The organism is Nonomuraea longispora (assembly GCF_004348345.1).
Lineage (GTDB): Bacteria > Actinomycetota > Actinomycetes > Streptosporangiales > Streptosporangiaceae > Nonomuraea > Nonomuraea longispora.
Map to the genome: position 1 here is coordinate 24,360 of NZ_SMJZ01000012.1, position 20,552 is coordinate 44,911.

Annotated in this window: 18 protein-coding genes; 17 read left to right on the top strand and 1 reads right to left on the bottom strand. The window is 70.7% G+C overall.

What is annotated here, in order from left to right; translation table 11 throughout:
* Positions 1-19: 19 nt before the first annotated feature.
* The 9 genes from E1267_RS05470 to E1267_RS05510 all read left to right on the top strand — a co-directional run bounded on the left by E1267_RS05470 (position 20) and on the right by E1267_RS05510 (position 8,941).
* Positions 20-634 carry a response regulator transcription factor gene (locus E1267_RS05470; protein WP_132330408.1) on the top strand — a complete coding sequence of 205 codons (615 nt, stop codon included), beginning with the start codon at positions 20-22 and terminating at the stop codon, positions 632-634.
* A gap of 159 nt (positions 635-793) precedes the next feature.
* Entirely contained in the window at positions 794-1,345 is a 552-nt protein-coding gene (locus tag E1267_RS05475) for a methylenetetrahydrofolate reductase C-terminal domain-containing protein (RefSeq protein ID WP_246063489.1), read from the top strand.
* Positions 1,342-2,304, top strand: a complete 963-nt coding sequence (locus E1267_RS05480; protein ID WP_132330410.1) for a methylenetetrahydrofolate reductase — start codon at positions 1,342-1,344, stop codon at positions 2,302-2,304. Before E1267_RS05475 ends, E1267_RS05480 begins: the two co-directional genes overlap by 4 nt.
* A complete protein-coding gene (locus tag E1267_RS05485) occupies positions 2,294-3,784 on the top strand; it encodes a class I SAM-dependent methyltransferase (protein ID WP_132330412.1) in 1,491 nt (496 codons plus the stop codon). The genes E1267_RS05480 and E1267_RS05485 overlap by 11 nt, the downstream gene beginning before the upstream one ends.
* Positions 3,784-4,857 (top strand): uroporphyrinogen decarboxylase/cobalamine-independent methonine synthase family protein, encoded by a 1,074-nt coding sequence (locus tag E1267_RS05490; RefSeq protein ID WP_132330414.1) that lies wholly within the window; start codon positions 3,784-3,786, stop codon positions 4,855-4,857. Before E1267_RS05485 ends, E1267_RS05490 begins: the two co-directional genes overlap by 1 nt.
* The gene (metK, locus tag E1267_RS05495) at positions 4,854-6,083 is read left to right on the top strand and encodes a methionine adenosyltransferase (protein ID WP_132330416.1); all 1,230 of its coding nucleotides are present in this window, start codon (positions 4,854-4,856) and stop codon (positions 6,081-6,083) included. The genes E1267_RS05490 and metK overlap by 4 nt, the downstream gene beginning before the upstream one ends.
* Positions 6,080-6,946, top strand: coding sequence for a formyltetrahydrofolate deformylase (gene purU, locus E1267_RS05500; protein ID WP_132330418.1), 867 nt, complete (start codon positions 6,080-6,082; stop codon positions 6,944-6,946). The genes metK and purU overlap by 4 nt, the downstream gene beginning before the upstream one ends.
* Before the next feature lie 21 nt (positions 6,947-6,967).
* On the top strand, positions 6,968-7,960 hold the full coding sequence (locus tag E1267_RS05505; RefSeq protein WP_342774771.1) for a PfkB family carbohydrate kinase: 993 nt from the start codon (positions 6,968-6,970) through the stop codon (positions 7,958-7,960).
* Positions 7,961-8,038: 78 nt separating this feature from the next.
* Positions 8,039-8,941, top strand: a complete 903-nt coding sequence (locus E1267_RS05510) for a VOC family protein (protein ID WP_132330420.1) — start codon at positions 8,039-8,041, stop codon at positions 8,939-8,941.
* On the opposite strand, the gene E1267_RS05515 is transcribed toward E1267_RS05510, so the two are convergent.
* Positions 8,931-10,265, bottom strand: coding sequence for a PucR family transcriptional regulator (locus tag E1267_RS05515; RefSeq protein ID WP_132330422.1), 1,335 nt, complete (start codon positions 10,263-10,265; stop codon positions 8,931-8,933). The two genes, E1267_RS05510 and E1267_RS05515, sit on opposite strands and share 11 nt — an antisense overlap.
* A 393-nt stretch (positions 10,266-10,658) precedes the next feature.
* On the opposite strand from E1267_RS05515, the gene E1267_RS05520 reads away from it, so the two are divergent.
* From E1267_RS05520 to E1267_RS05555, 8 genes are all read left to right on the top strand, one after another.
* Positions 10,659-11,606 carry an ABC transporter permease gene (locus E1267_RS05520; RefSeq protein ID WP_220449350.1) on the top strand — a complete coding sequence of 316 codons (948 nt, stop codon included), beginning with the start codon at positions 10,659-10,661 and terminating at the stop codon, positions 11,604-11,606.
* Complete coding sequence (locus tag E1267_RS05525) at positions 11,603-12,481, top strand: ABC transporter permease (RefSeq protein WP_132330424.1); 879 nt, start codon at positions 11,603-11,605, stop codon at positions 12,479-12,481. The genes E1267_RS05520 and E1267_RS05525 overlap by 4 nt, the downstream gene beginning before the upstream one ends.
* On the top strand, positions 12,478-13,509 hold the full coding sequence (locus E1267_RS05530) for an ABC transporter ATP-binding protein (protein WP_132330426.1): 1,032 nt from the start codon (positions 12,478-12,480) through the stop codon (positions 13,507-13,509). The genes E1267_RS05525 and E1267_RS05530 overlap by 4 nt, the downstream gene beginning before the upstream one ends.
* Positions 13,502-14,524, top strand: a complete 1,023-nt coding sequence (locus E1267_RS05535) for an ABC transporter ATP-binding protein (protein WP_201760367.1) — start codon at positions 13,502-13,504, stop codon at positions 14,522-14,524. The genes E1267_RS05530 and E1267_RS05535 overlap by 8 nt, the downstream gene beginning before the upstream one ends.
* Entirely contained in the window at positions 14,521-16,899 is a 2,379-nt protein-coding gene (locus tag E1267_RS05540) for a CaiB/BaiF CoA transferase family protein (protein WP_132330428.1), read from the top strand. The genes E1267_RS05535 and E1267_RS05540 overlap by 4 nt, the downstream gene beginning before the upstream one ends.
* Positions 16,900-16,993: 94 nt before the next feature.
* The gene (locus E1267_RS05545; RefSeq protein WP_132330430.1) at positions 16,994-18,244 is read left to right on the top strand and encodes an amidohydrolase family protein; all 1,251 of its coding nucleotides are present in this window, start codon (positions 16,994-16,996) and stop codon (positions 18,242-18,244) included.
* Entirely contained in the window at positions 18,202-19,293 is a 1,092-nt protein-coding gene (locus E1267_RS05550) for a peptidyl-alpha-hydroxyglycine alpha-amidating lyase family protein (protein WP_132330432.1), read from the top strand. Before E1267_RS05545 ends, E1267_RS05550 begins: the two co-directional genes overlap by 43 nt.
* Positions 19,290-20,486 (top strand): cobalamin-independent methionine synthase II family protein, encoded by a 1,197-nt coding sequence (locus tag E1267_RS05555; protein ID WP_132330434.1) that lies wholly within the window; start codon positions 19,290-19,292, stop codon positions 20,484-20,486. The genes E1267_RS05550 and E1267_RS05555 overlap by 4 nt, the downstream gene beginning before the upstream one ends.
* The last annotated feature ends 66 nt before the right edge of the window (positions 20,487-20,552 follow it).

Genomic DNA, 20,552 nt, shown 5'->3' on the forward strand with positions numbered 1-20,552 from the left:
GTGACGTGCAGGGGGCGGAATGCTGGAGCTGAAGGTCCTGATCGCCGAAGACGTGCACATGGTGCGAGGAGCGCTGGCCGCCCTGCTCGCCCTGGAACCCGACATCTCCGTGGTGGCGGAGGTGGACAGCGGTGACATGATCGTGCCCACGGCGCTCAGGACAGGTCCCGACGTGGCCGTCATCGACATCGACCTGCCGAGAATGGACGGCCTGACCGCCGCGCAGATCCTGCACGAGAAGCTGCCGGCCTGCCGTACGCTCATCCTCACCGGGATGGGCCGGCCGGGCACCCTTCGGCGGGCGCTCGCGGTGTCGGTGTCCGGGTTCCTGCTCAAGGACGCGCCGGCCGACCAGCTCGCCGCCGCCGTCCGGGGAGTCGCGGCCGGGCGCCGCATCGTCGATCCCCAGCTCGCGTTGTCCGCCTGGGACATCGGAGAGAACCCACTGTCCGGACGCGAGATCGAGGTTCTGCACCTGGCGTCCAAGGGGGCGGAGGCCGAGGAGATAGCGGCCACGCTCCACCTGTCGGTGGGAACGGTGCGCAACCACCTGACGAAGATCGTCACGAAGCTGAACGCCCGTAACCGCGTCGACGCCATCAGGATCGCCACCGACGCCGGCTGGATCCACTGACGACACCTGAGCCGCCCTGTGGGTCGTCACAATGAACGGCCCCTCAGCGTTGGTGCGCGGGCCTAAGACACGCGTTGAGCGCTCTGGCAGCCTCGATCTCAGCGGTTGAACGACATTCACCGGCGTCGACGGTGAGCCGTCAGCCAGAGGGAGTTGATCGTGGGCTTCGGCGAGCAGCGTGCGGGCGGTGGCGGTTGGCCTCGCCCTGTAGTTCCCCGGATCGGGGCTCGGCTCAGTTACGGCCTGCACCGTGTCCTCGCCGCCAACCTCCTGTACCGGAGGCTCGCGGCCTGGCTCGAACGCAGGCGGCCGGCCTACCGGTGGTTCACGCGGGTGGAGCGGGTGGCGAAGGAACAGCTGTACGGATGCCGCATGTGCGGCCAGTGCGCGCTGCCCGACACCGGCTACACCTGCCCGATGACCTGCCCGAAGCAGCTGCGCAACGGCCCCTGCGGCGGCGTGGCGGCCGACGGCCGCTGTGAGGTGCATCCCGATCTGGTCTGCGTCTGGGTGACCGCGATCGAGCGGGGGCAGGCCGCGGGGCACGGTGCCGACCTCGATCTGCTGCAGCGCCCGGTCGATCACCGCGAATGGGACCGCAGCTCGTGGGTGAACTACTGGCAGGGGCGTGACGACGGGCTGGGGGTGGCGTACAGCGAGGACGATCCCCGCCCGCTGCTGCGACGCGAGCTGGGGTTGAGTCCGCGATGAGCGGGCTGCGTGCCGCGTTCGAAGCCGGCAGGTTCGCCGTCACCGCCGAGATCGGCCCGCCGGGAGGGGCCGACGCGGAGGCGGTCACGCGTAAGGCGGATCTGCTGCGGGGCTGGGTCGACGCCGCGAACGTCACCGACAACCAGGGGGCGAACGTCCGGATGTCGAGCCTGGCCGGCAGCGTGCTCGTCCAGCGCGCCGGCGTCGAGCCGGTGATGCAGCTGACCTGCCGCGACCGTAACCGCATGGCCCTGCAGTCGGACCTGCTCGCGGCGGGCGCCCTCGGCATCCCGAACGTGCTGCTGCTGACCGGCGACCACCCCCGGTTCGGCGACCATCCCGAGGCCAAGCCGGTCTTCGATCTCGACGGGGTGCAGCTCGTCTGGACCGCGCGCACCCTGCGGGACGACGGCGTGCTCATCTCCGGCAAGGCCGTTTCCGCCCGCCCGGCCTGGTTGGTCGGCACGGTGGAGAACCCGTTCGCGCCGCCGCCGAGGTTCCGGGCCCGCCGGCTGGCCAAGAAGGTGAGCGCGGGCGCGGAGTTCGTCCAGACGCAGTACGTGTTCGACTTCGAGGTGTTCGAGCGCTGGATGGCGGACCTGTGGGATCTCGGCGTGACCGACCACTGCAAGGTCATCGCCGGCGTCGGCCCCATCCGCTCGCTGCGTGCCCTCGAGTACATGCGCACCGCCGTGCCCGGCGTGCACGTTCCCGACGAGGTCGACCGGAGATTGCGCGGGGTCCCCGCCGACCGGGTCGCCGAGGAGGGCATCCGGATGTGCGTGGAGGCCGTGCAGCGGCTCGCCACGATCCCCGGCGTCGCGGGTGTCCACCTCATGGCGCTCGGCTTCGAGCACGGCGTGCCCGACATCCTGCGGCGGGCCGGCATCCCCCGGCCGCCGGCCGCGCTTCCCGATCACAACCGCCATCCCATGGAGGGCATCGGTCATGCTCGTTGACTTCCGGCCCCACGCCAAACTCAGCGGTACGAGTCCCCTGGACCTCATGACCTCGCTGGCGCCTGTCGTCGAGGCGTTGCGAGAGGTCTCCACGGACCTCGGCAAGGTCCGGCTCGTGTGCGACTGGGTCCAGTACAAGTCGAACTTCCGCGAGGTGGTCGACGTCAGGCCGATCCTGCTGTGCCCGCAACTGAGCGCGGGACCCGGTCCCGCCATCGTGCCCCTGGGTGTCCGGGACGACGCCATCGAGATCGCGGTCGACGTACGACGCAGTGCCGGCATGTCCCTTGAGGAGGTCACCGCCGCCCTGCGGCGGCAGCGGGAGAGAGTCCGGGTTCCGCTGGAGGACTGGGGACCGGGCAGCGGCAGTTGCGTCTGGGAGTTCAACGCCCGCTACTGGAAGGATCTGGGCCTCTGGGAGAAGTCCACCGGCCGAGGATACGAGCAGGCGCTGCCGGGCGGGGAGAGCGACGCGCACAACCACGACGCCGCGCGGGACGTGATCCGTGACCTCTTCGAGGTCTGGGACGCGCTGGCCGACGGCGACGCCCTGCCCGAGGAACTCTACGTCGTCGAGCTCGGGGTGGGCAACGGCGGTCAGGCGAAGGTCTTCCTGGACGAGTTCCGCGCCCTCGACGCCGAGCACGGGCGTGACTACTACCGGCGCCTGCACTACATGATGTGCGACTACTCCCAGCATGTGCTCGACCTGGCCCGCGAGGCGGTGGGCGAGCACCGGGCGCGGATCAGCTCGTTCGTGCTGGACGCCACGGCGCCGTGCACCTCGCTCGGCTTCCTGAAGTACAAGGTCTTCCTCGTCTACGTCTCCAACGTCTATGACAACCTGCCGACCGACGAGGTCGTCCAGCTGGGCGGGCGGACCTACTGCGTGCAGGTCCGCGCCTACCTCGACGACGCCGGCGTGGCCGGGCTCGCCGAGTCGGCGGGGGTCACGGTGGACGAGCTGCCGGTCCTGGTGCGCAAGCTGCTGCGGCTCGGGCCGGGGCTGCTGGCCGAGGCTGATCCGGCCCGGTTCGCCGACGTGGACGCCGCCGTCGCCTTCTGGCGGGCGGTGTGGGACCTGGTCAGGCTGGAGGAGAGGTACGTCCCTTTGGCCGGGCTCGACCTCTACGCCCTCGCGCCGGAGATGAGCGGGGAGTTGCTGCGGCCGCTGCTCGAATCCGGCGCCGACATCCGCATGCACGTCAACAATGGGGCGGTGGCGAGCTTCGCCGACAGCCTGAGACTGCTGCATCCGTTCGGCAGGCTCGTCTGCCATGACCTGTTCGTCACCGACGTGCAGGCGTACCGGACCGACTTCCGGGGCCCCGGCAAGTACGAGGGGTCCGTCGTCAACTGGGTGAACGGGCCGCTGCTGGCGCACGTGGGCCGGCGCAACGGCTTCGACGTGCACTACGCGCCCTTCGCGCACCGGGTGGGCGGCAACATCGTCACGATGACGGCGCAGGTGAGGGACTGATGTCCGACCTGATGAGCGGGCTGCCGCTGCTCCCCACCAGTGTCGTCGGCTCCTACCCCGTCCCGGAGTGGATGGAACGGTTGAAAACCGACTACTACCGCGGCAGGATGAGCTACGCGCAGCTCCGGGACCTGCACGACATGGCGATCAAGGCGGCGCTCCGGGACCAGGAGCTGGCCGGCATCGACGTCGTGTCGGACGGCGAGCTGCGCCGCGACAACGACATCGACTACTTCCTCGCCAGGATGCCGGGCATCGACATCCCGCGGACGGCGAAGGACTTCTACTTCGACTACTACGACGCCAGGGTCACCGAGCGGCTGCCGGTCACGGACACGGCGCCGCTGATGCTGGCCGACGACTTCTCCTTCACCGCCGAGCAGACCTCGGACCCGGTCAAGTTCTCCTTCACCGGGCCGTTCTCACTGTCGCGGCGGGTGCGGAACGAGGCGTACGACGACCCCGACGAGCTCGTGACGGCGATCGCGCGCGTGCTCAACGCCGAGGCGCGCGCCCTGGCCGCGCGCGGTGCGCGGCTGCTGCAGATCGACGAACCCTTCCTGGCCGGCTACCCCGGCGAGGTGAAGACGGCGATCAAAGCCGTCAACCTCGTCACCGAGGGCGTCGACGTCACCTGGGCGCTGCACGTCTGTTACGGCAACCGCTACGCGCGCCCCTCGTGGGAGGGACACTACGACTTCCTGTTTCCCGCCGTGCTCGACGCCGAGGTGGACCAGCTCGTCCTGGAGTTCGCGCGCAAGGGCTACGCGGATCTGCCGGTGATCGACAAGTTCGGCTGGGACCGCACGATCGGGCTCGGCGTCATCGACGTCAAGTCCTCCGACGTGGAAACCCCGGAGGCGGTGGCGTCCAGGATTCGCAGCGCGCTCGGCCTGGTCCCGGCCGAACGGCTGGTCATCAACCCCGACTGCGGGCTGCGTAACATCTCCGCGCCTGTCGCCAGGGCCAAGCTCGCGGCCATGGTCGCCGGAGCGGCCGCCGTGCGGTCCGAGCTGACCGGCGCCCACCCCCTGAGCCCGCTCAACCCATCGCACGAGGAGCCTGCGCAATGACCGACGACGACTACGTGTTCACCTCCGAGTCCGTGACCGAGGGCCATCCGGACAAGATCGCCGACGCGATCTCCGACGCCGTGCTGGACGCGGCCCTGACTCTCGACCCCTACTCCCGGGTCGCCTGCGAGACCCTGATCACCACCGGCATGGTCGTCCTGGCAGGGGAGATCACCACGCCGAAGCTGCTCGACTACACGCAGATCGTCCGGGACACCGTCAACAGGATCGGCTACGACGACGGCGCCTACGGTTTCGACGGTCACTCGTGTGCCGTCCTCGTGGCGCTCGACAAGCAGTCACCCGACATCGCGCAGGGCGTCGACCTGGCGCACGAGCATCGCAGCGACCGCTTGGGCGACGAGTTCGACCGCGCGGGGGCAGGGGACCAGGGCATGATGTTCGGCTACGCCACCGAAGAGACGCCCGAGCTCATGCCGATGCCGATCGCGCTGGCGCACCGCCTGTCGCGCAGGATGGCCGCCGTGCGCAGGGACGGGACGCTCGGCTACCTGCGCCCGGACGGCAAGACCCAGGTTTCGGTCCGCTACCAGGGTGACATCCCGGTCGCCGTGGAGCAGGTGCTGATCTCGACCCAGCACGCCGAGGAGGCCACGCTGGAGCGGATCCGCGAGGACCTCTGGCGGCACGTCGTCATCCCGGAGCTGCCGGCCGAGCTGTACGACGCCGACGCGCTCCACCGCAGCCTGCTGGTCAACCCCACCGGCAGGTTCGTGATCGGCGGCCCGATGGGTGACGCCGGCCTCACCGGACGCAAGATCATCGTGGACACCTATGGGGGATTCGCCCGGCACGGCGGTGGCGCCTTCTCCGGCAAGGACCCCTCCAAGGTCGACAGGTCCGCCGCCTACGCGGCGCGTCACGTCGCCAAGAACGTGGTCGCCGCCGGCCTCGCCCGCCGGGTGGAGGTGCAGGTCGCGTACGCCATCGGCGTGGCCAGGCCGGTCTCGGTGCTCGTCGAGACGTTCGGCACCGAGCGGGTGAGCCGGTCGCTGATCCGAACCCTGGTGGCCGAGCACTTCGACCTGCGCCCCGCCGCGTTCCGCGAGTATCTCGGGCTGCACAGCCCCATCTACGGTCCGACCGCCGCCTACGGACACTTCGGGCGTACGGACCTCGACCTGCCGTGGGAGCGCACCGATCTGGCCGACGCGCTCCGCCGGGAGGCCGCGCTGTCCGCCGACACCGTCCCCGCCACGCTGTGACCGGAACGGCGCCCGACGTCGGCCGGCTGGTCGTGTCCTGCACCGACCGGCCGGGCATCGTCGCCTGCGTCTCGTCGTTCCTGTACCGGCGTGGAGCCAACATCGTGCAGTCCGACCAGGACTCCACCGGGCCCGCGGGCGGCCGGTTCTTCCTGCGCGTCGTGTTCCACCTGCCCGGACTGGACAAGGAGCTGCCCCGGCTGGAGCGCGAGTTCCGGGAGGAGGTCGCGGCCCGGCTCGGCGCGGACTTCCGTTTCCGCGTCGCCTCCGCGCCGACCCGGGTGGCGCTCTTCGTGTCGCGGTACGACCACTGCCTGCTGGATCTGCTCTGGCGGGCCCGCCGGGGTGAGCTGCCCATCGAGGTGTGCCAGGTGGTCTCCAACCATCCGGACCTCGCCGGCGAGGTGGCCTCTTTCGGGGTGCCGTTCGAGCACGTCCCGGTGACCAGGGCGACCAAACCGGAGGCCGAGCGGCGCCAGCTCGACCTCCTGCGGGACCGGGTCGACCTGCTCGTGCTGGCCCGCTACATGCAGGTCCTCTCGGGCGACTTCCTGGACCGGATCGGCGTACCGGTGATCAACATCCACCATTCCTTCCTGCCCGCGTTCGCCGGCGCCGGGCCGTACGAACGGGCGAAGGAACGCGGCGTGAAGCTCATCGGGGCGAGCGCGCACTACGCCACCGAGGAGCTCGACGAGGGACCGATCATCGAGCAGGACGTCGTACGGGTGTCGCACCGCGCGAGCGTGCGGGAGCTGACGCGGCGCGGCGCGGACATCGAGCGGACCGTGCTGGCGCGAGCCGTGGCCTGGCACTGCGAGGACCGCGTCCTGGTGAACGGCCGCACCACGATCGTCTTCTGACCACATCACAGAGGAGTAACCGTGCCCGCAGGGACGACCGCGGTGATCGGATCGATCGCCACCGACCACCTGATGCACTTTCCCGGCCGCTTCGCGGACCATCTCGTGGCCGACCGGCTGAACCGGGTGTCACTGAGCTTCCTGGTGGACGATCTCGTCGTCCACCGGGGCGGGGTCGGCGCGAACATCGCCTTCGGCATGGGAGTCCTGGGACAACGCCCGGTGCTCGTGGGAGCGGTCGGCGCCGACTTCGCCGGCTATCGGGCGTTCCTTGAACGGCACGGCGTCGACTGCGGCGGGGTCCTCACCGTGGAGTCGGCCCACACCCCGCGCTTCACCTGCACGACCGATGACGACCAGTGCCAGCTCGCGTCCTTCTACCCGGGGGCGATGACGGAGACCAAGAACATCGCACTCGCCCCCATCGTGGAGCGGTACGGCACCGAGCTGGTCATGGTGTGCGCCAGCGATCCGGACGCGATGGTCGCGCAGACCGAGGAGGCCAGGTCGCTGGGCGTGCCGTTCGCCGCGGACCCGTCGCAGCAGCTGCCCCGCCTCGACGGCGACCGGTGCCGCTCTCTGGTCGACGGCGCCACCTACCTGTTCACCAACGAGTACGAACTGGAACTGCTGATCCGCAAGACCGGCTGGGACGCCGACGAGATCACCGGCCGGGTCGGCCTGCGGGTGACCACTCTGTCCGACCGAGGCGTCGACATCGTCGGCCGCGACGGCACCGCGCTGCACGTCGGGGTGGTGCCGGCCCGGACGATCGCCGACCCGACCGGCGTCGGCGACGGCTTCCGGGCCGGATTCCTGGCCGGCGGGAACGGCGGGTTGGGGCTGGAGCGGGCCGCCCAGCTCGGGGCGCTCGTCGCCACGCTCGTGCTGGAGACGAACGGTGCCCAGGAGTGGGCCATCGACGCCGGCACCGACGTGGCCCGGCTGCGTGAGGCGTACGGGGAGGAGGCGGCGGCGGACATCGAGCCGGTGCTGCGCGCCGCCCTGACCTGAGCGGCGGTGCCGCGTTTCCCCGGCCGCGTATTCTTGTCGTGGCGCACCCTGTGTGCGCGAAGTGCGAGGAGATGCGGCATGCGAAGCATCGGATACATCGGCGTGCGGTCCGCGTCGGGGGAGGATTGGCTGGGCTTCGGCCCGCGCGTCTTCGGCTTCGAGGCCTACCGGCTGCCGGACGGCACGGTCCGGGTGCGCTGGTGCGACCGGTCCCACCGCCTCGCGATCCACCCGGGCGACTCCGACCGGCTGCTCTACCTCGGCTGGGAGATCGGCGCCGAGGAGTCATTGGAGGGCGTCGCGGCCCACCTGACCGCCGCCGGGTTCGAGGTGACGGAGGGCTCGGCGCGGCTGGCGGCCGAGCGCTCCGTGGAGCGGCTCGTCTTCTTCGACGACCCCTTCGGCCTGCGGCACGAGTTCTTCGTCGGCCAGGAGGAGACGGCGGGCTCCTACCAGGGCTGGCGGCCGACGTCGCGGACGGTCACCGGCGCGCTCGGTCTGGGCTTCGTCGTGCTGCGGCTGCCGGACCTCCAGCGGGGGCTCGACTTCTACGCCGGCGTGATGGGCATGAAGGTGTCCGACGCGATCAACCTCGGCGCGCATCTCGGCGAGATGTGGTTCCTCCGGTGCAATCCTCGCCACCACAGCATCGCCCTGCTCGAAGGGGGCGACGACCTCCGGCTCGAACACCTGATGATCGAGGTGACGACGCTGGAGGAGGTGGAGATCGCCTGGGATCTGGCCAGGAGGGAGATGGACGCCTTCGTCAGCCCCGGACGCCGGCTGTCGGACAACATGTTCCTGTTCCGGGTCCACACCTCGACCGGCTTCAATGTCTGTTACGGGTGGGGTGCGACCCCGGTCGACGACGACGAGAGCTGGATCCCGCGTTACATCGACTCGTCGACCGGCGCCGGCATCGTCTACTCCGCCGCAGCCGTCGTGACGGCGGGCGATCCTTCCCCCGAGGTCAAGCACTGACGTCGAGGGCGTCGATGATCTCCAGAGCCACCTGCGCGGCGAGGCGGTCGCGATAGCTGTTCAGGTCCAGTCCGGTGATCTCCTCGATCCGGTGGATGCGGTAGGTGACCGTGTTGGGATGCACGTGCAGCAGCTTCGACGCCCGTTGCGGGCTGTTGTTCTCCCGGAAGTAGCACATCAGCGTGGCGATGAACTCCGAGTGGTGCTTCCTCTCGTGGCGCAGCACCTCGCCGAGGATGTCCGTGGCGAACTCGCGCAGGGTCTCGATGTCGGGCACCTGGAGCAGCAGGCGGCCGATGCCCAGCTTGTCGAAGGCGACCACGGCGCCGCGCTGGCCAAGCCGCCGGATCACCTCGGTGGTCCGGCGCGCCTCCTCGTACGAGCGGGCGATGTGCGCCGGTTCGCGGAACGCGCCGCCGACGCCGATGGACACGCCGACATCGGGGAACAGCGCTCCGAGGCGTTGCACGCACAGGGTGCCGAGCTGCTCGGCCCTGGTGGTCGAGCCCGGGGTGGTGTTCTCGGTCAGCACCACGACCACCTCGTCCGTTCGGACGGAGGTGATCGCGTCAGGGGACTGGGCGACGAACAGGCGCGCGGTCGCGCCCGCGGCGCGTTCGGCGACCAGGGCGCTGCGCTGGGTGTCGCCCGCGGGCGGTTCGAGGATGATCGACAGGACGCGGTGGTCGCGCTCGGTGTCGTAGCCGAGATGCTGCGCCCAGCGGACGACCTCGTCGTTGTCCCGGCCGGACCCGGACAGCAGCCCTTCGACGAGGTCGTCACGGACCTGGCTGGCCGCTGAGAAGATGACGCGCTCGCGGGCCAGGATCACCCCGCAGATCGTCGCGGCATGCTCGGCGATCATCAGGTCGATGTCCTCGCCCTGGTCAGGGGCCGCCCCGACGAGCGAGACGAGATAGGCGGGCACGGTGCCGCCGACCAGGATCGGGGCCACGACGCGGGCCCGGCCGCGCGCCGGGTCCGGCAGCCGGAGCGGGTGGCGGGACTTGCCGGCGTTGGCGAGCATGTGCGCCAGCCGTGGATGGATCAGATGGTCGTGGACGTACTGGATGGCGCTTTCGTAGCTCTCGCCGGGCGAGGCCGCGGCGAGGATGCCCATCTTCTGGCTGATGACGGCCACCGTCACGTCGGTCCGGTGGGCGACGAGATGGGCGACCGTGCCGATGTCGGCGTCCTGGAGAGCCAGGCCGGACAGGTGGCGGTAGATCTCCACCAGGTCGCGGAGCGTCCGGTTTTCCTGGCTGATCGCGGTGGAACCGCTGGTGACACTGGTCAGGCCGGTGAACTGTGACTCTGCGGCCATGAGCGAATCCTAAGGTCGAACGCCGGGGTTGCCATGTGTGTGACGACAAAGAGTACGTGCCCATGCTGTGTTGTGGCCCACAGTGCTACCTCCTCCTGTCGGCTATACGTGATAACTGGCCTGTGCCCGCCGCCATCCGAGCGTGACGGCATTTCGGGTGGTCACCGCCTTGTGACGGTGTCCGGTAACGATCCCGAAACCGCCCATTTACGCAAGGGCTCCCTCTTGACGCCCACGTAGCCGCAGGGCAGCATTGCGTTTACAACTATTGCACATTTTGTCCCATTATCGGACAACGGCGCGGTGAATGCATGTGACAAGAACGGACCCTGCGAGTGTCTCGCCCGGCTCCAGCACAGTCTTCGTTCCGCGCAGTGCTGGACGGAGGTGGCGGTGAGCGCAGGCATGGTAGTGCGCCGGCTCGGCGGCGGTCTGCTGGTCTTGTGGCTGGTTTCGATACTCACCTTCCTGCTGGTGCAGCTGATTCCCGGCGACGTCGCCGAGGTGATCGCGGGTGAGAACGCCACGGTGGCCGAAGTGGCCAGGATCCGCGCCGAGCTCGGCCTGGACAAGCCCGTCCTGGAGCAGTACGTCAGCTGGTTCTCCGGCGTGCTGCAAGGAGATCTCGGCAACTCGCTGTTCAGCAACCGGCCGGTCTCCTCGACGATCATCGAGGCGGCGCCGCCGACCGTGATCATCACCCTGATGGCGATGGCTGTCGCGGTCGTGATCGGCGTGACGGCCGGGATCATCGCGGGCCTGACCCAGGGCAGCTGGATCGACCGGGCCGTGTCGGCCCTGGCCACGCTCGGCATCGCGATGCCCAGCTTCTGGCTGGCGATGGTGCTCGTATCGCTGTTCGCCCTGGCCAACCCCTGGCTACCGGCGACCGGATACGTCGACATCAGGGAGGGCTTCGGGGTGTGGCTCTCCCACGTGATCCTCCCGGCCACGTCACTCGGCCTGGCCACCTCGGCGGAACTCGCCAGACACACCCGCGGCTGCGTCGCCGACGTGCTCACCCGCCCGTACGTACGCACGGCACGGGCCCGGGGCGCGTCGGGACCCTGGCTGGTCCGCAGGCACATCCTGCGCAACGCGGCCATCCCTGTCGTGACAGTACTCGGCCTGCAGACCGGACGACTGCTCGGGGGCGTCATCGTGGTGGAGGCCGTGTTCGGCATCTCCGGCCTCGGCTCCTTGGCCATCAACTCGGTGCTGCAACGGAACTACCCGATGATCCAGGGCTACGTCCTGTTCAGCGCCGTGGTCGTGGTGGCGATCAACCTCATCGTGGACCTGGCCTACGGCTGGATCAACCCGAAGGTGCGCACGGCATGACCACCACGACTCCCACCGCCGCCGCCCCCAAGAGCTCGCGCCCCGCGCGGCACGTCGTCCTGACGATTCTGCGCCGGCCGGCCAGCGCGATCGCCGTCGCCTTCATCGTCCTCCTCGTCTTCCTGGCGATCGCCGGTCCCTTCGTCTCCCCGCATGACCCGGAGGCGCAGAACCTCGGCAACAGGTTCGCCGAGCTCAGCTGGACGCACCTGCTCGGCACCGACGAGTTCGGGCGCGATGTCGCGAGCCGGATCATCCAGGCCTCGCGCATCGCCGTCATCGCCCCGCTCATCTCGGTGGGCGTGGCGCTGCTCATCGGCCTGCCGCTCGGGCTGTGGGCCGGCCTGCGCCGCGGTGTCGTCGACGCCGTCGCGGGCCGGCTGGCCGACACGATCCTCAGCCTCCCGGCGCTGGTCGGGGCGCTGGCCATCGTCGCGGTGCTCGGCCCGGGGCTGGTCAACGCCATGCTCGCGGTCGGCATCATTTTCGCGCCCGGCCTGTTCAGAGTCGTACGCGGCGCGACGCTGGCCGTCGCGGAGGAGACCTTCGTCGACTCGGCGGTGGCCATCGGCTCGTCCACCCGGCGCACCCTGTGGGTGCACATCCTGCCCAACATCGCCGCTCCGCTGCTGGTTCAGGTCACGATCCTGATGGGCGTCGCGCTCCTGGCCGAGGCCAGCCTGAGCTTCATCGGCCTGGGCGTCCAGCCGCCCGACGCCAGCTGGGGCTCGATGCTCAAATCCGCGTACACCAACCAGTTCCACTCGCCCTTCTCGGTGGTGCCGCCCGGAATCGCGATGGTGCTGACCGTGCTCGCGTTCAACACGATCGGTGACTCGATCCGTGACGCCGTCGGAGTCAGGAGGCGGACATGACAGCAGGACCGGGACAGCGAAGCGACGCCGCCGAGCCGTTGCTGTCCGTCGAGGGCCTCACCATCGATCTGCCCGGCGGCGTCGGGCAGCCGGGGCTGGTCGAGGACGTCACCTTCGAGGTACGCAGAGGGCAGGCGGTCGCGCTGATCGGCGAGTCCGGCTGCGGAAAGTCGCTGACCTCCATGGCGATCCTGGGCCTGCTGCCCGCGGCCGTCCGGGTCGCGGCGGGCTCGATCCGCTTCGACGGGGTCGACCTGCTCACCTGCAGGCGGCGGGAGCTCCGCCGGATCCGGGGCGGGCCGGTCGGCATGGTGTTCCAGGAGCCGATGAGCAGCCTCAACCCGACGATGACCGTCGGCGACCAGATCGCCGAGGTGCGCCGGCTGCATCTGGGCGAGCGGCGGTCGGTGGCGCTCAAGCAGGCAGGACAGCTGCTGAGCCGGGTGGGCATCCCGAACGCCGAACGCAGGCTCGGGTCCTACCCGCACGAGATGAGCGGCGGCATGCAGCAACGCGTCATGATCGCGGCCGCCATCGCCTGTGACCCGAAGCTGCTGATCGCCGACGAGCCGACCACCGCCCTGGACGTCACGATCCAGGCCGAGATCCTGGAGCTGCTGCGCGATCTGCGGCGCGACCTCGATCTGGCCGTCCTGCTGGTCACCCACGATCTCGGCGTGGTCGCGGACTTCTGCGACGACGTGGTCGTCATGTACGCCGGTCACATGGCCGAACGGACCCCCGTCGACCGGCTCTTCTACGAGCCGCGGCACCCGTACTCCAGCGCGCTGCTCGCCGCCGTGCCGCAGGCGGGCCGGGCCAGGACCAGCCTGACGGTCATCCCGGGCAGGGTCCCGTCCGCGGGGCAGTTCCCCGGCGGCTGCCGGTTCGAGCCCCGCTGCGAGCACAGCGTCGACGACGTCTGCCGGCGACCACAGGCCGACACGACCATCGGCGACGGTCGCCGCACCCGCTGCGGGCGCGTCGCCTCCGGTGACCTGACTCTGAAGGGGACCGTCCGTGGCTGAGGATCATGTGGTCTTGCGCGTGCGCGGCCTGACCAAGTCGTTCCCGCTGCGCCGCAGCATGCTGGGCCGTACGCTGGAGAGCGTCCGCGCCGTCGACGGAGTCGACCTGGAGGTACGGGCCGGCACCACGGTCGGCATCGTGGGCGAGTCCGGATCGGGCAAGACGACGGTGGGCCGGCTGATGGCCCGGCTGCTCAAGCCCGACCAGGGCACGGTCGAGGTGGAGGGCAAGGACGTCAGCAGGGCACGCGGCAGCGAGCTCAAGGAGATGCGCGGCCGGCTCCAGGTCATCTTCCAGGATCCGTACGGCGCGCTCGACCCGACCAAGACGATCGGCCACGCCGTTGCCGAGCCACTCCTGGTCCACGGCAAGATCGGCCGGGGCGAGATGCGCGAGCGCGCCGCCCAACTGCTCGGCCGGGCCACCCTCGATCCGGCGTTCGTCGACAGGTATCCGGACGAGTTGTCGGGCGGGCAGCGGCAGCGGGTCTGCATCGCCCGCGCGCTGGCGCTCTCCCCGAGCGTCCTCGTCGCCGACGAGCCGACCTCCGCGCTGGACCTGTCCACCCGCTCGGAGATCCTCAACCTGCTGCTGTCGATCCAGCAGGACACCGGGCAGGCGATGGTCCTCGTGTCCCACGACTTCGCCACGGTCAGGCACCTGTCGCACCGGATCGCGGTGATGTACCTGGGCCGGATCGTCGAGGAAGGCACCGCGGAGCAGGTCGCGACCGACCCGCGACACCCGTACACCAAGGCGCTGCTGTCGGCGGTGCCCGTGCCCGACCCGGAGGCGCAGCGGTCGCGGCGCCGCACCGTGCTCAGCGGCGAGCTGCCCGATCCGGCGAACCCCCCGACGGGCTGCCGCTTCCGCACCCGCTGCCCGGTCGCCCAGGACGACTGCGCGCACCAGGATCCGCCGCTGCTGCGGATCGGCGCCCAGCACAGCGCGGCCTGTGTCCTGCACCAGCCGGCCGTCGCGCCGGTCACCGAGCCCCAGGAGACATCGCGATGAGCACCTCCGAGCAACGGCCGGGAACTCTCCAAGGGATCCGCGTCGTCGACTTCGGTCACCACGTCGCCGGGCCGCTGGCCGCGGTCATGCTCGCCGACCAGGGAGCCGACGTCGTGCACGTCGACCGTCCTGGCGTCACACCCCCGGCCAACGACGCGTTCTTCAACCGGGGCAAGCGGCGCATCAGCCTTGACCTGAAGGACGCGGCGGACCTCGGCGTCGCCCGCGAGCTCGTCCGGCGGGCCGACGTCCTCATCGAGAACTTCCGGCCAGGGGTGATGGACCGGCTCGGGCTCGGCTGGGGGGAGCTGCGCGCCGCCAACCCCCGGCTCGTCTACTGCTCGCTGCCGGGTTTCGCGGCCGACGATCCGCGCGCCGGAGTCCCCGGCTGGGAGGGCGTCATCGCGGCCGCCACCGGCAACTGCCGGATCCGGGCCGGTCACGCGCCGGACGGCTGGGACGACACCCGGCCGACCTACACCGCGATTCCCGTGGCGTCCAACTTCGCGGCGTTCTGCGGCGCCTTCGCGATCGTGGCGAGCCTGACCTCCCGGCAGCGCACCGGGCGTGGCGACCGGGTCGAGGTCCCGCTGTTCGACGCGATGTTCGAGGCCATCGGGGGGAGCGGCGCCTACCCGGTCGCGCAGGGGCTGCCGCCGGAGCGGGCGATCAGCTCCAACGGCAGCGGCACGTACCGCTGCGCCGACGGCAGGTACGTGCAGTTCAACCCGATCGGCGCGACGCCCCGCTTCCTCGCCTGGTTCCTCGACGCGGCCGGGGTGACGGCCTGGGTGGGTGAGGGCCTGACCGACCGCGCCAGGCTGGATCGCGACCCGGAGCTGCGCCGGCTGCTGCACGACCGGCTCACCGCGCTGTTCCTGACCCGCCCGGCGGGGGAGTGGGAGGAGCTCGCCGGCGTGGCGGGCGTCCCGCTCGCCGCCGTCCGGACGCTCGCCGAATGGCTGGAGAACGACCACGCGCTCGCCTCCGGACAGGTCGTCGTGGTCGACGATCCTGAGCTGGGCGCGACGGCGATGCCCGGCTCGGCGGTGTGGCTGTCCGCCACCTCCGCGCTGCCCGGCAGGCCCCGGCACCTGCCCGACGCGGACCGTGCCGAGATCCTCGCCGAGCTCGCGTCGCCCGCCGACGTGTCCCCCGCTCGCCCGCCGCGCGTCGAGGCTGATCCGGTCGCGCTGCCCTACGCGGGGCGGCGGGTCGTCGACCTCACCCAGATCCTGGCCGGGCCGAGCGCGGGACGGATCCTGGTCGAGTTCGGGGCCGACGTCGTGAAGATCAACTCGCCGCAGCGGCGCGTCGGCGCGCACGGTTTCGTCAACCGCGGCAAGCGGACGGTCCTCGTGGACGTGAAGTCCAGCCAGGGCCAGCAGGTCCTCTGGCGGCTCATCGACGAAGCCGACGTCCTGACCCACAACTTCCCCGAGCGGACCGCCGAACGCTACGGCCTGGGCTACGAGCACGTACGGGCCCGCCGCCCGGACATCGTCTACGTCTCCGTCAGCTGTTACGGCTACGGCGGGCCATGGGCGGACCGCCGGGGGTACGAGACCCAGGGCCAGGCGGCGACCGGGATCATGACGCGGGCGGGCGGCGACGGCCGACCGGCCGTGCTGGGCCCGTACAACCTTCTGGACTACGGCACCGGCGCCATGGCCGCCTTCGCCGCGGCGGTGGGCATCTATCACCGCGAGCTGACCGGGGCCGGCCAGCAGGTGCGCACCTCACTCACCCAGACGGGCGGCTACCAGCAGGCGAGTTTCGCGGTGCGCCCGCTTCCGGCCGTCACACCAGGCGGGAACGTTCCCAGGGATGATCGCGCGGCCGAGCCGAGCGGGCCGGCGGCTCTCGGGCTCGGCGCGTGGCACCGGTTCTACCAGGCGGCCGATCGATGGTTCTTCCTCGGGGCGGCCCGGCGGTCCCTGCCGGTGCTCCGCGAGGTTCCCGGCCTGGAGGAGGCGCTGTCCGGCCTCGACGGGTCCGATGACGACGCGGTGGCAGCGGCCCTGGAAACCGCCTTCCGTACCGCCACCGCCCGCGAGTGGACCGGCCGCCTCACCGAGGCGGGGCTGGGCGCGCATCCGGTCACGACCCTCGCGGAGTTGATGACCGACCCGTGGGCCCGGTCCAAGGGGCTCACCGTCACCCAGATCTCCGAGGAGGTCGGCGAGGTGGTGATGCCGGGCATCGCCATCCGGGTGCACGGCAACCCGCCACGCCTGGGCCATCCGGTACGCCGGCCCGGCGCCGACGCCTACGAGGTGCTGGACCGGATCGGGCTCGCCGGCTCGGCCGAGACGCTGGAACAGGCCTGGGCCGTGCAGATGTCCGCGTTGCCCGCGGGCTGGGACCACTTCTGACGCAGGACATCTCCACCGTGACGAGCAAGCAACAGCACATCCCCGGCCCGCTGAGCGGGACCCGCCGCGATCAGCGGCACTGACAGGAGGACTGATGAGCGACGACCAGGCCACCCGGTGCGACCTGTTGATCAAGGGCGGCCGGGTCCTGGACCCCGGGCAGGGGCTTGACGGCGTCATGGACATCGCCGTGACCGGCGGCCGGGTCACGGCGGTGCTGGAGGACATCCCAGCGGACTCGGCGCGCCGGGTGATCGACGCGAGCGGCTCCGGGCGCTACGTCGTCCCCGGCCTGATCGACATCCACACCCACGTCGCCCGCGGGGCGATCACCCCCGGCGTGGGCATGGAAGGCTGCGACCCCGACGACATCGGCGTGCGGTCGGGAGTCACCACGCTGGTCGACGCCGGATCCGTCGGTGTCGCCAACATCGGCGTCTTCTCCGCCTACATCCAGCCGAACGCCAGGACGCGGGTCATCCCGTACCTGAACATCGGCAGCTACGCGCACACCATGCCCACCATGATCGACGTCAACGACCTGGCCGAGATCGACACGGTCGCGATCGCCAGGTGCGTCGCCGCCAATCCTGGGCTGGTCCAGGGGATCAAGCTGCGGCTGGTCGGACCGCTGGTCGCCACGCACGGCAAGGACATCGTGTCCGCGACCAAGGCGGTGGCCAGGGAGCACGGGGTCCCGCTGATGGTGCACATCGGCGACCTGTCCGCGCGGCGGCGGCCTGATCCCCACCTGCTCGAACCGGCCACCCGCTTCGCCATCGAACAGCTCGACGCGGGCGACATCCTCACCCATCTGTGCACGCCGAACCACGGTGGCGTGATGGACGCGACGGACCGGATGATGCCCGCCCTGCTCGCCGCCCGGGAGCGCGGCATCACCCTGGACTCGGCGCTGGGCAGGGGGAACTTCGGCTACCGGGTCGCGAGCGAGCAACGCGCGCTCGGTCTCCTCCCCGACACCATCAGCAGTGACCTGACGGCGGCGGGCGAGACCTTTCACTCCCTGCTGGAGTGCATGGCGAAGTTCATGGCCGTGGGCTACACCCTGTCCGAGGTGGTCCGGATGACCACGGCGAACGCGGCGCGGGCGATCCGCGCCGAGCATGAGCTCGGCGCGGTCGCGGTCGGCCGGGAAGCCGACCTGACGGTGCTCGACCTGGTCGAGGGCGACTTCGAGTTCGTCGACACCGAGCAGGAGGTCTTCCACGGCGGCTTCGGCCTGCGGCCGGTGCAGACCGTACGGGCCGGCGCGCTGATCGCGCCCGGCTGGGGGACGCACCCGTGGGGCTGGCTGCCGGCGCCGCGTTCCGGGGCGGCGTCATGACGGCGGTGGTGCGCGGGCGCGGGCGCCGGTTCGAGGTCGACGGTGACTGGGAGCGGCTGCCGGACGGCCTCCACCATGCGGACGTGGCCGCGGTGGACGTCGACGCCGCCGACCGCGTCTACCTGTTCACCCGCTTCGACGGCCAGGTCATCGTGTACGAGCGCGACGGCGCCTTCGTCCGCAGCTGGGGAAAAGGCCTGTTCACCACGCCGCACGGGCTGACCGTCGGGCCGGACGGCGGCGTCTACTGCGTCGACGCGGGCGACCACACGGTCCGCAAGTTCACCCCCGAGGGCGACCTGCTCATGACGCTGGGCACGGCCGGCGTGGCGTCGGACACCGGGTTCGCATCCGGCCGTCCGGTGCGCGTGCACAGCGTCGAGGGCGTCCGGTACGCGGGCGGGCCGTTCAACCGGCCCACCAACCTGGCCGTCGCCCCGGACGGCGACCTTTACGTGAGCGACGGGTACGGGAACAGCCGGGTGCACAGGTTCACCGCGTCCGGTGACCTGGTCGGCTCCTGGGGCGAGCCCGGCACCGGCCCCGGGCAGTTCCATCTGCCGCACTGCCTGGACATCGCGGCGGACGGGCGGGTGTTCGTCGGCGACCGGGAGAACGACCGGATCCAGATCTTCGCCCCCGACGGCCGCTTCATCGAGGAGTGGACGGACGTCCGGCGCCCGTGCGACCTCACCATCGCCCCGGACGGCTCGGTGTACGTCGTCGAACTGTGGCGGCCGGAGGGCAAGCGGTCCTTCGTGCACGGCGAGGCGGAGCAGGACCAGCCCGCCCGGCTGACCGTGCTGGACCCGCACGGCCGCGTTTCCGAGCGGTGGGGGGACTCCACGACGGATCGGACGGCGGCCGGAAATTTCATCGCACCGCACGGGATCGCCCTGGACTCCCACGGTGACCTGTACGTCGCGGAGGTGACGTACAGCTTCGCCATCAGGCCCGGCTGGGTCGCGCAGTCGAGCGCCCGGCACCAACTGCAGAAGTTCCTGCGCGTCGGCGCGGGAGAAGACATCGTGGCTAGGAGACTCGCATGAGGCGCGAAAACCGGATCCTCACCTCGCACGGCGGCAACCTGCCGCGTCCCAGGGACCTGGACGAGCTGATCGCCCAGGGCGACCGGGAGGCCGTCGACGCGCGCCTGCCGGGCGCGGTGGCCGAGGTCGTCGCCCGTCAGATCGAGTGCGGCATCGACACGGTCAACGACGGCGAGTACGTCAAGGCCGCGAACATGGCCGGCTACAGCGGCTACATCCACGCCCGGGTGACCGGCTGGGAGACGCTGCCCATCGACCCGAGTGTCCCGCCGAAGCGCGAGTACGTCGCTGCGCGTGACAAGGCGGACTTCCCGGGCACCTACGCCTCCGGCCTGTGGCTGTCGGGATCCGGTGGGCCGGTCAGGCCCGGCTTCGCGACCCCCGGCGCCGTACCGAAGATGCCGACGTCGGCCCGGGTGTGCACCTCGCCGATCACGTACGTCGGCCAGGACGCCATCGCCGCCGACATCGCGGCGATGAAGACGGCCGTCGAGGGCAAGGAGGTGGACGGCTTCATCGCCGCGCTGGGGCCGCTCAGCCTGGGCGCGGGCGCGCGGAACGAGCACTACGCGAGCGAGGGAGAGTACATGTTCGCCGTCGCCGAGGCGCTGCGCGAGGAGTATCGGGCGGTCACCGATGCCGGACTGGTGCTGCAGATCGACGAGCCCGAGTTCGCGACCACCTGGCAGTTCCACCCTTCGTGGACGGTCGAGGAACTGCGCCGCTACCTCGAGTTCGCGGTCGAGGTGATCAACCACAGCATCGACGGGCTGCCCGCCGAGCAGATCCGGATGCACACCTGCTGGGGCAGCGGTCACCGGCCGCACACGCACGACATCGGCCTCGAACACATCGCGGATCTGCTGATCAAGGTCAACACACAGGCTTACGCCATCGAGTCCGGAAATGTTCGGCACGCACATGAGTGGCGGGTGTGGGAGGACGTCAAACTGCCCGAAGGCAAGATCCTGGTGCCCGGCGTGGTCAGCCACGCCACCGACCTGGTCGAGCATCCGGAACTGGTCGCCGAACGGCTGACGAACTTCGCCAGTGTGGTGGGCAAGGAGAACCTGCAGGCGGGGACCGACTGCGGAATCGGATCGCGTGTGGGCCATGAGGAGATCGTGTGGGCGAAGCTCGCCGCGCTGTCCGAAGGCGCCGCGATCGCCGGCAGGCGCTTGTGGGCCGCCTAGCCCGCGGCTCAAAACGGAGGACCTGGTGGGGGCGGGTCACCAGTCAAACCAGCCAAGCTCGCTTCT

What these genes read in the sequence shown, in the direction of transcription:
- E1267_RS05470 (WP_132330408.1), top strand. Translation starts at nt 20, where the DNA reads ATGCTGGAGCTGAAGGTCCTGATCGCCGAAGACGTGCACATGGTGCGA.
- E1267_RS05480 (WP_132330410.1), top strand. Translation starts at nt 1,342, where the DNA reads ATGAGCGGGCTGCGTGCCGCGTTCGAAGCCGGCAGGTTCGCCGTCACC.
- E1267_RS05485 (WP_132330412.1), top strand. Translation starts at nt 2,294, where the DNA reads ATGCTCGTTGACTTCCGGCCCCACGCCAAACTCAGCGGTACGAGTCCC.
- E1267_RS05490 (WP_132330414.1), top strand. Translation starts at nt 3,784, where the DNA reads ATGTCCGACCTGATGAGCGGGCTGCCGCTGCTCCCCACCAGTGTCGTC.
- metK (WP_132330416.1), top strand. Translation starts at nt 4,854, where the DNA reads ATGACCGACGACGACTACGTGTTCACCTCCGAGTCCGTGACCGAGGGC.
- E1267_RS05510 (WP_132330420.1), top strand. Translation starts at nt 8,039, where the DNA reads ATGCGAAGCATCGGATACATCGGCGTGCGGTCCGCGTCGGGGGAGGAT.
- E1267_RS05515 (WP_132330422.1), bottom strand. Translation starts at nt 10,265, where the DNA reads ATGGCCGCAGAGTCACAGTTCACCGGCCTGACCAGTGTCACCAGCGGT.
- E1267_RS05525 (WP_132330424.1), top strand. Translation starts at nt 11,603, where the DNA reads ATGACCACCACGACTCCCACCGCCGCCGCCCCCAAGAGCTCGCGCCCC.
- E1267_RS05530 (WP_132330426.1), top strand. Translation starts at nt 12,478, where the DNA reads ATGACAGCAGGACCGGGACAGCGAAGCGACGCCGCCGAGCCGTTGCTG.
- E1267_RS05540 (WP_132330428.1), top strand. Translation starts at nt 14,521, where the DNA reads ATGAGCACCTCCGAGCAACGGCCGGGAACTCTCCAAGGGATCCGCGTC.
- E1267_RS05545 (WP_132330430.1), top strand. Translation starts at nt 16,994, where the DNA reads ATGAGCGACGACCAGGCCACCCGGTGCGACCTGTTGATCAAGGGCGGC.
- E1267_RS05555 (WP_132330434.1), top strand. Translation starts at nt 19,290, where the DNA reads ATGAGGCGCGAAAACCGGATCCTCACCTCGCACGGCGGCAACCTGCCG.